The sequence below is a fragment of the Tissierella praeacuta genome (assembly GCF_040396155.1).
Lineage (GTDB): Bacteria > Bacillota > Clostridia > Tissierellales > Tissierellaceae > Tissierella > Tissierella praeacuta_A.
The window spans coordinates 1-12,553 of record NZ_JBEBOY010000029.1; the positions used below are offsets into that span (position 1 = coordinate 1).

19 protein-coding genes are annotated in these 12,553 nt (G+C 31.3%); all 19 read right to left on the bottom strand.

All coding sequences use genetic code 11. From position 1 onward, the window contains the following. The coding region (locus tag ABWP20_RS13020; protein ID WP_353096278.1) for a hypothetical protein at positions 1–403 on the bottom strand (403 nt) is incomplete at its 3' end. 11 nt (positions 404–414) lie between these two features. Then, a complete protein-coding gene (locus tag ABWP20_RS13025) occupies positions 415–732 on the bottom strand; it encodes a hypothetical protein (protein ID WP_353096280.1) in 318 nt (105 codons plus the stop codon). Further along, positions 733–1,494 carry a putative phage tail protein gene (locus ABWP20_RS13030; RefSeq protein ID WP_353096281.1) on the bottom strand — a complete coding sequence of 254 codons (762 nt, stop codon included), beginning with the start codon at positions 1,492–1,494 and terminating at the stop codon, positions 733–735. After that, positions 1,481–2,572, bottom strand: a complete 1,092-nt coding sequence (locus tag ABWP20_RS13035; RefSeq protein WP_353096283.1) for a baseplate J/gp47 family protein — start codon at positions 2,570–2,572, stop codon at positions 1,481–1,483. Before ABWP20_RS13035 ends, ABWP20_RS13030 begins: the two co-directional genes overlap by 14 nt. After that, positions 2,569–2,919 (bottom strand): contractile injection system sheath initiator, encoded by a 351-nt coding sequence (locus ABWP20_RS13040; RefSeq protein WP_353096285.1) that lies wholly within the window; start codon positions 2,917–2,919, stop codon positions 2,569–2,571. The genes ABWP20_RS13035 and ABWP20_RS13040 overlap by 4 nt, the downstream gene beginning before the upstream one ends. 12 nt (positions 2,920–2,931) lie before the next feature. Next, positions 2,932–3,303 (bottom strand): hypothetical protein, encoded by a 372-nt coding sequence (locus tag ABWP20_RS13045; protein ID WP_353096287.1) that lies wholly within the window; start codon positions 3,301–3,303, stop codon positions 2,932–2,934. After that, positions 3,303–4,331 (bottom strand): hypothetical protein, encoded by a 1,029-nt coding sequence (locus tag ABWP20_RS13050; protein ID WP_353096289.1) that lies wholly within the window; start codon positions 4,329–4,331, stop codon positions 3,303–3,305. Before ABWP20_RS13050 ends, ABWP20_RS13045 begins: the two co-directional genes overlap by 1 nt. Positions 4,332–4,340: 9 nt before the next feature. Continuing rightward, complete coding sequence (locus ABWP20_RS13055; RefSeq protein ID WP_353096291.1) at positions 4,341–4,910, bottom strand: LysM peptidoglycan-binding domain-containing protein; 570 nt, start codon at positions 4,908–4,910, stop codon at positions 4,341–4,343. Positions 4,911–5,158: 248 nt separating this feature from the next. Then, positions 5,159–5,269, bottom strand: a complete 111-nt coding sequence (locus tag ABWP20_RS13060; RefSeq protein WP_353096293.1) for a putative holin-like toxin — start codon at positions 5,267–5,269, stop codon at positions 5,159–5,161. Positions 5,270–5,504: 235 nt separating this feature from the next. Then, on the bottom strand, positions 5,505–6,134 hold the full coding sequence (locus ABWP20_RS13065; protein ID WP_353096295.1) for a hypothetical protein: 630 nt from the start codon (positions 6,132–6,134) through the stop codon (positions 5,505–5,507). A gap of 72 nt (positions 6,135–6,206) precedes the next feature. Next, positions 6,207–8,339, bottom strand: a complete 2,133-nt coding sequence (locus tag ABWP20_RS13070; protein WP_353096297.1) for a phage tail tape measure protein — start codon at positions 8,337–8,339, stop codon at positions 6,207–6,209. 65 nt (positions 8,340–8,404) lie between these two features. Continuing rightward, a complete protein-coding gene (locus ABWP20_RS13075; RefSeq protein WP_353096299.1) occupies positions 8,405–8,569 on the bottom strand; it encodes a hypothetical protein in 165 nt (54 codons plus the stop codon). Between the two features lie 17 nt (positions 8,570–8,586). Next, positions 8,587–9,072, bottom strand: coding sequence for a hypothetical protein (locus ABWP20_RS13080; protein ID WP_353096301.1), 486 nt, complete (start codon positions 9,070–9,072; stop codon positions 8,587–8,589). A 49-nt stretch (positions 9,073–9,121) separates the two neighbouring features. After that, positions 9,122–9,556, bottom strand: a complete 435-nt coding sequence (locus ABWP20_RS13085; RefSeq protein WP_353096303.1) for a hypothetical protein — start codon at positions 9,554–9,556, stop codon at positions 9,122–9,124. 12 nt (positions 9,557–9,568) lie between these two features. Next, positions 9,569–10,675, bottom strand: coding sequence for a hypothetical protein (locus tag ABWP20_RS13090; protein WP_353096305.1), 1,107 nt, complete (start codon positions 10,673–10,675; stop codon positions 9,569–9,571). Between the two features lie 13 nt (positions 10,676–10,688). Beyond that, the gene (locus ABWP20_RS13095; RefSeq protein WP_353096307.1) at positions 10,689–11,231 is read right to left on the bottom strand and encodes a hypothetical protein; all 543 of its coding nucleotides are present in this window, start codon (positions 11,229–11,231) and stop codon (positions 10,689–10,691) included. An 11-nt stretch (positions 11,232–11,242) separates the two neighbouring features. Beyond that, positions 11,243–11,689 (bottom strand): HK97-gp10 family putative phage morphogenesis protein, encoded by a 447-nt coding sequence (locus ABWP20_RS13100; RefSeq protein WP_353096309.1) that lies wholly within the window; start codon positions 11,687–11,689, stop codon positions 11,243–11,245. Further along, positions 11,682–12,155: a hypothetical protein gene (locus tag ABWP20_RS13105; protein ID WP_353096311.1), complete on the bottom strand. Its 474-nt coding sequence runs from the start codon at positions 12,153–12,155 to the stop codon at positions 11,682–11,684. Before ABWP20_RS13105 ends, ABWP20_RS13100 begins: the two co-directional genes overlap by 8 nt. Positions 12,156–12,163: 8 nt before the next feature. Next, positions 12,164–12,544 (bottom strand): hypothetical protein, encoded by a 381-nt coding sequence (locus tag ABWP20_RS13110; protein ID WP_353096313.1) that lies wholly within the window; start codon positions 12,542–12,544, stop codon positions 12,164–12,166. Between the last annotated feature and the right edge of the window lie 9 nt (positions 12,545–12,553).

Below are 12,553 nucleotides of genomic sequence, written 5' to 3' on the forward strand. Positions count from 1 at the left end.
CTTCTTCAGCTGTCTTTATCCACTTATCATTATAGTAAATATATTCTGCCCAACCTTTTATTACTGTACTATCTCCTGTTGCATCTATGACGTGGACTATTGAATCTTTATTTTCTAAAGAATTTCTCTCTAATATATCCTTGACTACTTTTGTTTTTAAATTGTTAATTCTATGTGTAAGATTTAGCAGTTCTTTATCATGAATATATATTTTTTCTATATCTTCATCTGATATATTATCTAACACCTCTTTATTCTCATGACTATGCTTTTCTTCATGCACCTCTACAATTCCCTTTTCCATATTGTTAAAGTATTTAGCATGTAAAGGTGTTCCATCTCTTAATAAGTTTCCCTGTTCATCATAGACTTTATTTTTCCACTCGGTAGCTTTATAACTCATATGACCACCTCCTACTCTATATAGCCTAAATTCGTTTCTTCTACTGTTATCTTAAATTCAAAGGTCAATACTAAACCGTCTAATTGTTTTTCTATTGAGTAAGGTTTTATTGCTAGTATTTCACCTTGATTAGTGAGTAGCTGAGCTTCTTCAATTACTCCTGTTTCATCCTCTATATATAAATATTTTCTTATTGCATTTTCTTTTTTTATTGTTTTAAAAACTTCAAAGTCCTTATATTCTCCATTGATTTTTATCTTAGCTTTGAATATAAGATTATCAATATAATCTAAAACTTTATCTATCAATATAGGTTGTATTACTTCCATTTATATCTCCCCCTCTCCTATTGCAATATCACCAGCACGTTTAAATACTACTTCATTGTAAAGTGTATGTGATTTATTGATTACATCTACCAGCTGACTATCTAGTGTCAGTGTTTCAGTTGTCATAATATCCGTGATTCCTAAATAAGTTGAAAAGGCATATGTTTTGCTTGCTATGTTAAGAGGTGATTTTTCTATATATCCTGGTAGATTATCTTCTGTTACAAATTCATCTGTTGTCTTTAATTTATTATGAAATTCATATGTTTTTAAGTTTAATAATAATTTATTTATATACTGAAGCAGAAGCCTATATTCTAACCATGTAGGTTTAATTTTTTTAATAATTTCCCCTATTTCCCCGACATTTAGATGCTTGTCTTCTCTAAAAATCACTTCAAATATATATTCTGCAAAGTATTCAATAATTTCAACTTGTCCATAGAAAGATAGGATTGTCTCCATTTCATCTTTTCTTATGACATTTTCATCTGACATAAACTGTATTAATTCTGATACTACCCTCGCCCTTCTTATTTCAATGTTATCATCTAGGTTAGAGGGAAGTTTGAAAAATTTTTCCCATTGCTCTAGACCATTCCTTACTGCAGATAGAGGACTAACTTCTTTTTCAAGACTGTTAATATCGTTTTGTATATTATCTAATGAATTTCCTATAGCTTGAGATTCTAAATTTCTACTTTTATATAAATCTTCAGGTAGTTGATTTTCTATAATTTCTTTATAGCTAAGTTGTGACATTAAATTCACCTTCTTGGGCTATAGCATTTTCATTTAGTTGTATGTTTTCCATAGGCTCTGCTATCTCAACATCTATTACTTCTTCTAAGTCATATATTGCATTAGCTAAACCAATTTTTCTTATAACTCCACCTATACCAACTGTCTTTAAATATACTCTTATGGCTTGTTTTATTTTTTCAAGAATTGTTATACCTTCAATCTTAGATTCTATGGTAAATCCTTCTTTTAAAGTAACTTTTACAGTAGTATTAAATACATATGCTTCAGGTTTAATTACTCCCAAATCACATCCTAAAGGCCTTTTTTCTAATAGATGTATTAGTGCCCTTTCAACCAAATCATCAGAAGGAATTCCACTAGCTGCAGCTATTAATACATCAGTTGTCCCAGGTCCTCTATTTCTCTCTAGCGTTTTAGCGAAAGTAACCCCATCTACCTCTCTAGCTCTATTTGCAAATGCATCTTCTGTTCCATAAAACTTTTCTTTCTTAAATCTACTTCTATATTCTTCATCCTCTTCTCTTTCTGATCCATCTTTAAAGCCTTCCATGTTTTTTACATACTCAATCCCTATAGGTGGATTATTTATAACAGTAAATCCTCCTGGAGATACATTTGATTCTTCTCCTGTTTCTATAGTTTCTCCTGGAACTTCAATCTCAGTTTCACCTGCGGGTAATATTACTTTTTTAGTAGTTACTCCATTTATTAACCTTCCATATACTTCTGGATCTGTTGAAAACATAGTCCCTTCTGGGATAACTATATCTTCTTTATTGGGTTGTTTTCTACCAAATATAACAGTACCTATAGCTTTAGTAGCATTTTTTCTATCTCCTATATTCATTCCTCTTCCCCACGCATCAAGATATCCATCAGTTGCAGTCATAGGATTACTTTGTTTTAGTATAAAGGCTTGATTATAATAAATCCCTTCAATTTGTGCTGCATATACCTTAGCTTTAATAGCAATATCACTAGCACTAGATATATATTCCACTCCTAATTCCTTAGCAAAATCTATAAGCATTTCCTCAACTATTTCCTCATGAGATTTTAAAATAAAATCACTCAAATTATCACCTCCAGATTATCCTGGATTTCATTCCAAATAAAATAGACTAGAATAAGAATCTTTTTCTTATCTATCCATTTGACTTCAACATTTTTAATTTCTATATCTTCCTCAGGTTCTAATGCTTCCCTAACATATGAATCTGCCATTGCTGGGATCCTAGAAGGTTTTTCTCTATATAATAGCTTTAATCTGCTGCCCAAATCTTCATCATAGATAAAAGAACCTCTTTCTACTATAAGTCTTGTTAACATAGACTGTTTTTTACTCTCAATCCCATCAATCATTTGCAAATCTCCAAGACCTTTCCTAGCTAAATCCCCATTTTCTAGTTTATAGTCAATCAATTTAACCACCACCTAAATTCTTTCAGTAGTACCATCTATATTTATCTTAAAATGTTCATTTATAATAACGGTTCCATCATTTTTTAACTGGATCTTAGCCCCACCCATAGAGTAAAGTTCCACCTCTCCTGGTTCTATTTCTTCATCTACTATAGTTCCTACTGCTACTATGTTTGCACCCATGCTCCAGTTCTTAACCAATTGAACACTTGCACCCGAAGGAGGATTCCAGCGTATTCCAAAAGGAGCTATAAGAGGCACTTCCCTATATTCACCTAATCCTAAAACATTTATATCTTTACCGCTGCTTGTTACATTTCCTATTTCAGAAGTATTATAATGCTCTTGTCTTGACTGCCTTTCTCTAGCTCTTTGATAACTCATTATAACCCCTCCCATAATGGTCGTAACCTTATTATTTTTTCATGGCCAATATTATCACTTTTCTTATCCCTAACTCCAACAATAAAAAAAGTCCCATCGGTACGAGTGACTTTATCTTTTATATATGCAGTTTTATTTGTTTCAATAGGATGTTTACCATTTATAGTAATTTCTATCTCAAAACTACCTCTTTTTCTTTCTTGGATATATCTTTTTGCTATCTCTTGACCTTTTGATATACTCTTAGCATCTCCATCTTCCATTATCATTCTTCGTCTATATCCTAATGCTGTTAATGCTGCATCTTTATATTTTGACAAAACCCTAGTTTGTGATGGTGGCCAGGTTGCATATGATAATTCTCCTTGACCTCTTACCCAGACTTCACTCTTAATATCTGCTCCTCTTTTCTTTTTGCTAAATCTTTTCATTCTTATTGCATCTATAGATAAATCATTGCTGAATTTATAGCTAGGAGATCCACTATAATTTAATACATCAGCTACAAGTGTGCCATCAGGAGCACACCATAACCACATACCTAATTTTTTAGTTTCTCTGAATATACAATCCCACTCACTATCTCCTACTTCTACTACTATTTTATTAATTACTTTATCATATTTAGAGTTAACCTTAGCCTTAAAACCATACGGTCCTGTTATTTTATTTATAAAAGAACTTAACTTTAGTTTATAGTATGTCTTAGGTTCTGCATCATTTTCTAATAGCAGCATAGATATATCTCTTCCACCTATCTCTATCTTAGATCCATTATCATCCCAGTATTCATCTACATCATCAGCTACACCATTGAGTATAGTTCCATAGTATTCAGATATCTTAAAACTATCATTAGGATTAAATATATCTGAATTTACTCCGTAGCCTTTATCATCAATGGGATTCTCTATAATTATATTAAAATGGTCTGCTGGGATATCTAAAGAAGTCTCTATATCATATTCACTCATTCTATTTATTTCGTAAATTTTTTTATTAACCTTACTTCCTACTTCTACATACATAAATATCACCTACAAATTAATCTTATTACCTGGATAAATTAAATTAGGATTTTTTATTTGAGGATTTTTAGCTACTAATTGCTTTAAACTCATTTTATTCTTTTTAGCTATAGCCCACATAGTATCACCTTTTTTAACTGTATATGTTTTAGTACTAGCCTTTAACTGTACCTTTTGTGCAGTGTTAGAAACAGTCACTGATTTCTTTTCCTGAACTTTTACTTCTGGCATATGTTCTATAAATCCAAAAGAATATTTCACATAATTAGGAGTTGGCTCCTGATCTACTTCTAATCTATTAAATATAGCTTGCTGTATCTGCCATATAGGATGGACTAATAGGCCTGGACCACTGCTATAGAATACACTGGCCAATTTTTTAAATTCTTCATATGCACCAGGACCAATGAATTCACCTTCACCTGAAACTTCTCTAGGTTTCATTCCAGTATCATCTACTTCATTAATATTGGTATAAGGATAATGATGTATAGCAGTATTCTTTTCAAATCTCAGTGAATATGTGGTAGGATTTACTGGCCATGTATAGTTTTTATATTTTAATGGAGCTAGTTTCAATCTAACACCACCTTTCATGATAAAAATAAAAGAACTCTCATCAGGAGTTCTTGTTTCCAATAATTTTTCCTATTCTGCTAGGAATTTTCCTATTTCGTTAGGAATTTTCCTATTTCGTTAGGAATTTCATTGTTTACTTTACATGTTTTAATGGTATAATAATACTAAAGGTAATCGGATTCGCAAAATGCGATTGCCACATAGGGATTTAAATCATTATAATCACCTTGTATGGCTGTACAGGGTGATTACTTTTTTCCTTTACTATTATCCTTTGTTAGGCTAACAATTAAGGAGATTAGCGATATCACAAACATAGAAAACATTATCATTAAAGATATAGATTCATATGTATTCATATCGCACCACCTCCTTTCATATGAAGTGAGGTGGCAATCACACCCTGCTTTTTTCCCGATTACCTTGTCCTTATTTTACCATTAAACATGACTACTTTCAATATGCCAATCAATTCTTACTTTTTTTGATATTATCTAATTTCTGAATCAACAATTTTTCTAAGAATAAAAATGAATCCCAATTTTAAAAAATTAAATATTCATTAATTATTATTGGTCTTTTCGCTTTCTAGTTTTATTCAATTTTTTCTATATAGCTACCTAAAGTAACTACTGTTTTGGTATATCCACCAGACATATTTTCGAATCCACCCATTCCCATAGGTAAGCCTACTAGATATACAATATCTTCTTTATAGATATCTGGTAACTCCTCAAGATACAAGACTTGATAGCTATTTAAATCATCATCTATAATATTCAATATTGTTATAATACCAAAATCCTCTATACTACCTTCTTCGATATTTACCACATAACCTTCTATATCAAAAAGAGTATCAACATGTTTTTGATATGATTTTTCAATATGCTTATAAGCTAAATCTTTATCTATTAAGTTAATTACTTCCTCTTTGCTTGTCGTAGGAAACAACTTGTTATTTTTATCAATGAATTCAGCACTTTCTTTTTGTAATTCATTAATGCTTACATCTTGATTCCAAAAATAAGATAACCATATTTTAGGATTATCATATTCTTCATACCACTCTATTTCTTTTGATATTGTAGTATTTTCAGCGTTTTCATGATCCTGAGTAACTGGTTTAACGTCTCTAGATGTATCTACATCTTTATTTGAACTACATCCAATTAATACTACCATAAGTAGAAACATAATCAACGCGGTTACTTTTCTTTTCATTTTAATCCCCCTAGAATTATTATTATCTAAATAATACCATCGTCGGATAATTATAGCAACCAGGTATTATTGTTACATATCAGGTCTTCCATATCTTCTCGCTTGAATTTCTAAATGCTTTTCTGCTTTTTTATAGTCAACCTCCACTTTTTGAATAGGTATATTTCTGCCATCAATGTATACTCTTGCATTTACATCAACTTGAGGAGATTCTATTTTGATTTGATTTTGCATATTAATATTGTCTATTTTATCCTGTAGCTGGTTTATTTTTAATAATTCATCTATAACATTTGTATTCATTAATTTTAAAACTTCTTTTGTCTGTTCCTTACTCCTTTCGCTAGTAGGTTTAAGATTAAAGCCATTATCATCTCTCAAAGAATAAAGATTCATATTGTTTCTTGAGTTATTAAGGTTATTCGAATCTTTCTTGGACTTTTGCTCTTTTACTTTATTAGAGAATTTATCCTCAAATTCTTTATATTTTTCTTCACCCACATAATATTCTTTAGGGATATAAAGTCCATCTGTGAAACTTTTGGGAAATAAATTAAACATACTAGTATCAGGGTTGATTTTTGAATTTGAAAAAGTATCTTTAAATTTATCTCCACTAACCTTTTCAAAAATATCGCTTCCTCCATTAGATGGATTAGTCGGTAGTTTGAAATTCTTATTAAACCAATTTACAACATCTACAAGATTTTTGGCCAAGAATACTCTTAGTACAGTTCCACCCACATTACCTGCTTTTTCTCTATTTTCAGCTCCTTCCTTACCAACAAAGTTTAATGCAAAGTTCCCTATAGTATCTAAAAACTGAGCTAATGGAGGATTTATTTTATCTAATGCCTTTACTGATTCTTCTAATGCTTCTCTAAATTTATCTGCTGGAGTTAAATCTATAGAAGATAATTGATTCTCCAAATCTTCTATTTCAAGTTGAATTAATTGTTTTGTATGAGGATTCTCAGTAGATTCTAGTGAATCTTTTAAATCCTCTATTTCAAGCTCTAATTTAACTTTTTTAATCCATGGTTCCAGGATTGAATTTAGTAAAGGTTCTAAAGTTAATAGTTGCTCTAATCCCATACCTTTTATTTGATTCCAAAACAATTTAAACTGAGTTGACATACTCTCTAACCTATCACCAAAGGCATCTTTCATTGCACCTGAAGAATTATCCATATCATTTAATATTTTTTGAAATTCTTTTAAATCACTTATTAAGGGTAGTATGGCTCTAGCTGCTTCATCACTACCTAACAACTCCTTAAAAAAACCTTTTCTTTGTTCGCCAGTCATTTTTCTCTTATCAAATTGATAGTTTAAATCTTTTAATATTTCTATTAGAGGCCTTGTATGTTTATTCGCATCTTGTATCTTCACACCAAATTGGCCCATCCTTTTAATTACTTTCGTGTCAGTAAACTTATTAAACATTTGATTAAGTGAAGTTGTAGCAATATTAGCAGGTATTGCATTTTTAGTAATCATTGCTATGGAACCGTATAACTCCTCTAAAGTTATTCCAGCGGTCTTAGCATTTGCTAAAACACCAGTACCTAAAGAACTTGCCAATTCACTATAGCTAGTAATGCCATCTTTCACAGTCATAAACTGCAAATCTAATATTCTATTAAGGTCCTTAGCTTCTAACTTAAAAGCATTCATAGTACCCATAGCTGCTTTAGTAACCACATCCATATCAGCATCTCCTGCTACCCCTGCCATACCAAACTTTCTAGCAAACATAGTAGCATATTTAGGGTCAGCACCTGAGGATATAGTATCATATATACCTTGAGTTATTTTATCAAAATTAGTAGGTATTAACTTAAACATTTTTATTGAATCCTGATACATTTTCTTTTGACTTTCAGCTGTCTGGTCATATAAAGTATTTACTTTTGATATGCCATCATTAAGCTTAGAAAAATCTCTTAAAGTTGCCCCTATATAAATACCTGCTGCTGCCGCAGTACCTTTAAATGTTTTTTTAGCTAATTTATCCATCCACTTCATTTTATCCGAAAAAGAAAATATTACTTTATCGGCATTTTCAAAAGAACTGGAAAACTTGCTTAATCCTTTCTTAGCATCATCTCCTAAACCTTTTAAATCTTTCTTGATTTCTACAAATGCACCCTTAGACTTGTTTTTAGCATCCACAATCACACTAACATCTCTTTTTTTAGCCATCTATATTCCTCCTAAAATACTAGGAGTGGTAGGAACTCACCCTACCAGGAATCACTCCCAATTCATTATTCATTTGCTAAATTTTTAAACTTGCTTTCATCAAAACTCTTGTTTATTGAATGAACTTCTTCTTTAATTTCTTCTCCACATCTAATACACCTATGTTTCTCAATCTCTGTTTTACATTTATTGCACATTCCTTCTACTCTTTCATCTATATCTATTTTCATATTTGCGTATATCCATGTTATTTGTCCTTCTGTAAGGTTTTTAAATTCATCTGAAGAAGGAAGTACTTTAAAATAGTCTGCAATTCTCCATCTAATTCGTTCAGCTCCATCATCTTTAATTTTTTTTTAATATCTTCAAACTCTTCTGATGTTAAGTCTTCTAAATCAGGAGTCTTTCCATTCTGTACTTCAATAAATACATTATGAAGCTCATAAACTTCCTTAGGATTCATATACTCATTTATTTCTTCAAAATCCAATACAAAATATTCCTCTAATTTATCAGAATTTCTCATTGCTTCTTTTAATATAAACATATTTAAAATTAAATCAGCTGTATCTACATCAACTGGATGTTCTGTTACATATCTCATTGCATTTGCTCTTGCACCGATAATGTCCTTATTGTTGAGTGCTACTATAGCAACTTTTTCTTTACTACCAGGAAAATCTACTATTTTATGTTCTGGTATACCTTTTCTCATATTTGCTAATTTAGACATATTTATTACCTCCTCAATTTAAAAGGGCATAGTCTCCATTGACCATACCCTATTTTTTCATAATTCTCTTAAACTTAGCTGCTGTAAATCTCATATTTTCAACTACTTTATCCTTTAATTCTCCTGATTCTCCTACTTCACTCCAATTACACATGGAATATATTTCAGTTCTGTCTGGTTTCTCTATAATAAAATCAAAATCTTCTAGTTCATCAAGAAATATTCCATCTTGTAGAGCCTCATCAGTAGCATATGCTCTAGATATTTCTAATTCATAGTTTGTCCTACCACCATAGGTGGCAACTGCCTCTTTCTCTCCGAAAGCTTCCTGTGCTTTTGTTTCTTTAGTCTTAGTAGCTCTATAACTTTCACCAACTGCAACCCTTTTTGATACTCCATTATGAATAATTCTAAAGTATATATCATCACTAATTGGTATCTTAGGATCAGCAAATAGTTGTAAATTCATTTTAAATTTCTTCAATTTCTACACCTCCTAAACTAAAGCTTTTCCATGAAGGAATATTGTATTAAGCGGTAGTACTACTTTGTAATTATAATAAACATGGAGTCTAGTTCTTTTATCTGCCTGTCTCTCTATCTTATAAACATTAGGTTCTTCTATTATCTCTTTTTCAGCCTGTTCCATTAGCCAATTAGTTGTATCTGACTTTACTTCATTCATTTTATTAACGCTAGCCTTAACCCTTGGATGAAGAGTAGATAATCTATTTCTTAATCCTTCATCAATGTAATCCTTAATCTTAGCTACTGTTCCTTCCTGATACTTATCATCATCTACTGGAGGATTTATTCCATCATCTTGAGTATAAGTAGTCACCCATCTGTCGATAAATATCCTTCCATTTATATTTCTACATGCAGCTATTCCTCCACTATATAAAGCTTCTAAATCCTCATCATCAAACCTATTATAAAGTCCTCCGAATAAATCAGGATGAAGTTGTATATTGTGAAGTGGCATAGCTGGATCTAATTCTAATGCATCATATGCAGCACATGCTACAGCTAAATAAACTGAATCATTATATGCATTGCCTTCTAAATCCAATGGAATACTCCCCCATAAGGTAACTCTTCCTGAATTAATAGGTTTTGCTAATTTAGTCCAATTTGCTACTGTGTCAGCAGTTGCTCCTACATGAGCTCGTCTTTCTTTTCTGTTTTCTGATGCCTTGTCACAATGATTTCTAATCTCGGTATGAACATCTTTATCAGCCGAATCAGTAATGACTATCTTTGGTGCATCTTCATTATAAAGAATATCCAATGAAGTTTTATATTGTGTTTTTGTTGGAGTTCCTTCTGTAGGTGGTAATACTGGAACACATACCAACTTATTTACTCCTATTAACGTTACTATTTCAACTAGCTTAGACATTTCACTATCTTTACCAAACTCTCTATATGCATCTTCTTTTATCTGAATTGCAAAGGGCTTAATCTCTTTATCTTTATAAACTTCCGTATCTACCTGGGCTACTATCCCCATTGGCCAACAAGTACCAGGGAAACCCATTACCTCTTTTGATACAGTAGATTCAGAGAATACTCCTACCCTTTGGGTATCTTTTATGGTCATATTATCTTACCTCCTATTCATCTTTTATAATTCCATGTGGTTCAATTTCATCTATCACATCATATCTAAACTCTCTCTTCCATAATGCTTTTATATGAAGAGTACATCTAGCATGGAGTAATCCTTCTTCAAATGGATCCTCCGTTGCAGTACCTTCATTAAACTCAAAAAAAGTAACACCTGGTATGGCATTACTTTCAAAATCAAATATAGACTGCAGTCTTTCTTGTATCCTTTCTATTTCCGTTTCTCCACCCAATTTTGGAGAAGTACTATTCCATATATGGAAATCATAATAAAGATTCAATTCTCTTGCCTTAGTCTCTATAAACTGATATTCTTCTTCGCTAAACTCTTCTCCAATATAGTCTTGAAATGATATCGGATTAGTTAATATTTTGCCTTTAGATATTGTAATCAATGGTTTCTTCAGGGGTAAGTCAGTATCTACTTTGATGTAATTTTCTCTTATATTTACATGACTTAATTCTTGTTTCTTTTTTAAAAAATCTATTAATACACTTTTTACACTTGTTATTGGTGAACTATGATCCACTTAATCACCGCCTATTTATTTAAAACATCATCTATTATCTTGCCTGCTATATCTAAATATTTACCGCTATCCATTACTTCATCAACAGCATCATCTAAAAAAGGTCTGGCTTTCATTCTTGAAGTCCCATCATGAACATGACAAGCATAATTTGCTATGTTCATATCTGAATATACTTTGTATCTGGCTTTTCCCATTCTTTTTGGTGTCTTTAATGACCTTTTAAGACTACCAGTTCTGACCGCAACAGGATAAGGCTGTTTTTCAATAATTGTTATCTTTAATTTCTTTTTATTTGTCTTACTGCCTAGATAAGGTCCATTAACATTATTTATAGCTTTTTGTTGTATTTCTGTTGCTACTTGTTTTGATATTTCGTCCATAGCATCATCTATTTCCTCAGCAGTCAATTCCAAATCTCTTAATGCCTCTTCTAAACCAAAAATTCCACTACTCATTTTTATCCTCTCCTATAAGCTCTAGTAAAGCAACATAGGTTAACGATATATCTCCTATTTTATATACATCAGGATTTTTTATTTTCCATCTCTTATTCTCATAAACTAAATAATCCTTTTCAGATAGATTAAATATATTCACATCAGATTTACCTATATAAGCATAGTCATCTTTTTTTATTTGCCCTATAGCTGCTAATACTATTTCCTCAAATCCTTTTTTACCTACATCACTAGACGGAAGAATAAAGGCTTTAATTGATATATCCTTCTCTCCTCTATTGATATAGCACTCATCATCACAATTTATAGCATCAGGATTTTTCCTATGCCATTCTGGATTACCATACCCAGTAGATTCATCATAACATGGACACCTTTCTCCTATAGGATGAATATGAAGAGTAGCACTTTGACCATACTTATCAGCTTTCTTATCAAATATTCTTTTATATCTTGCAGTCATAATATCACCTACATAATCCCAAAATAGAAAGGATCATCATCTTTTAAATATGGTTTTAACTTCTCCCAGCCATCATTGATGAAATCCTTGGCCCTATTCATTCTATTTTTAGATGAACTATTTTCACCTATTTTAATAGGACCTACTCCAAGACTTACACTATCATCTTCATCATTTGACTGTTCCTTGATAAATTCACCTACTATTATTTCAGTAGCTCCTAGATTAATAATAGATTGAATAGAAGTATCATCAGTATTTAGGTATTCCTCATCAATCTTAGATTCAATGAAAGGTATCACTTCTTCTATAGTTTCTTGTATGTCCTCGTCAAAGTTTTCATCAAGTCTAGCTTTTTTTCTTACTCTTTCTACCTTTACTTCAATCATTTACATCCC

Coding starts and splice junctions, on each gene's coding strand:
- ABWP20_RS13065 (WP_353096295.1), bottom strand. CDS start 6,134: ATGAAAAGAAAAGTAACCGCGTTGATTATGTTTCTACTTATGGTAGTA.
- ABWP20_RS13100 (WP_353096309.1), bottom strand. CDS start 11,689: ATGAGTAGTGGAATTTTTGGTTTAGAAGAGGCATTAAGAGATTTGGAA.
- ABWP20_RS13045 (WP_353096287.1), bottom strand. CDS start 3,303: ATGAGTTATCAAAGAGCTAGAGAAAGGCAGTCAAGACAAGAGCATTAT.
- ABWP20_RS13075 (WP_353096299.1), bottom strand. CDS start 8,569: ATGAAAATAGATATAGATGAAAGAGTAGAAGGAATGTGCAATAAATGT.
- ABWP20_RS13025 (WP_353096280.1), bottom strand. CDS start 732: ATGGAAGTAATACAACCTATATTGATAGATAAAGTTTTAGATTATATT.
- ABWP20_RS13030 (WP_353096281.1), bottom strand. CDS start 1,494: ATGTCACAACTTAGCTATAAAGAAATTATAGAAAATCAACTACCTGAA.
- ABWP20_RS13110 (WP_353096313.1), bottom strand. CDS start 12,544: ATGATTGAAGTAAAGGTAGAAAGAGTAAGAAAAAAAGCTAGACTTGAT.
- ABWP20_RS13050 (WP_353096289.1), bottom strand. CDS start 4,331: ATGTATGTAGAAGTAGGAAGTAAGGTTAATAAAAAAATTTACGAAATA.
- ABWP20_RS13105 (WP_353096311.1), bottom strand. CDS start 12,155: ATGACTGCAAGATATAAAAGAATATTTGATAAGAAAGCTGATAAGTAT.
- ABWP20_RS13060 (WP_353096293.1), bottom strand. CDS start 5,269: ATGAATACATATGAATCTATATCTTTAATGATAATGTTTTCTATGTTT.
- ABWP20_RS13090 (WP_353096305.1), bottom strand. CDS start 10,675: ATGACCATAAAAGATACCCAAAGGGTAGGAGTATTCTCTGAATCTACT.
- ABWP20_RS13080 (WP_353096301.1), bottom strand. CDS start 9,072: ATGTCTAAATTAGCAAATATGAGAAAAGGTATACCAGAACATAAAATA.
- ABWP20_RS13070 (WP_353096297.1), bottom strand. CDS start 8,339: ATGGCTAAAAAAAGAGATGTTAGTGTGATTGTGGATGCTAAAAACAAG.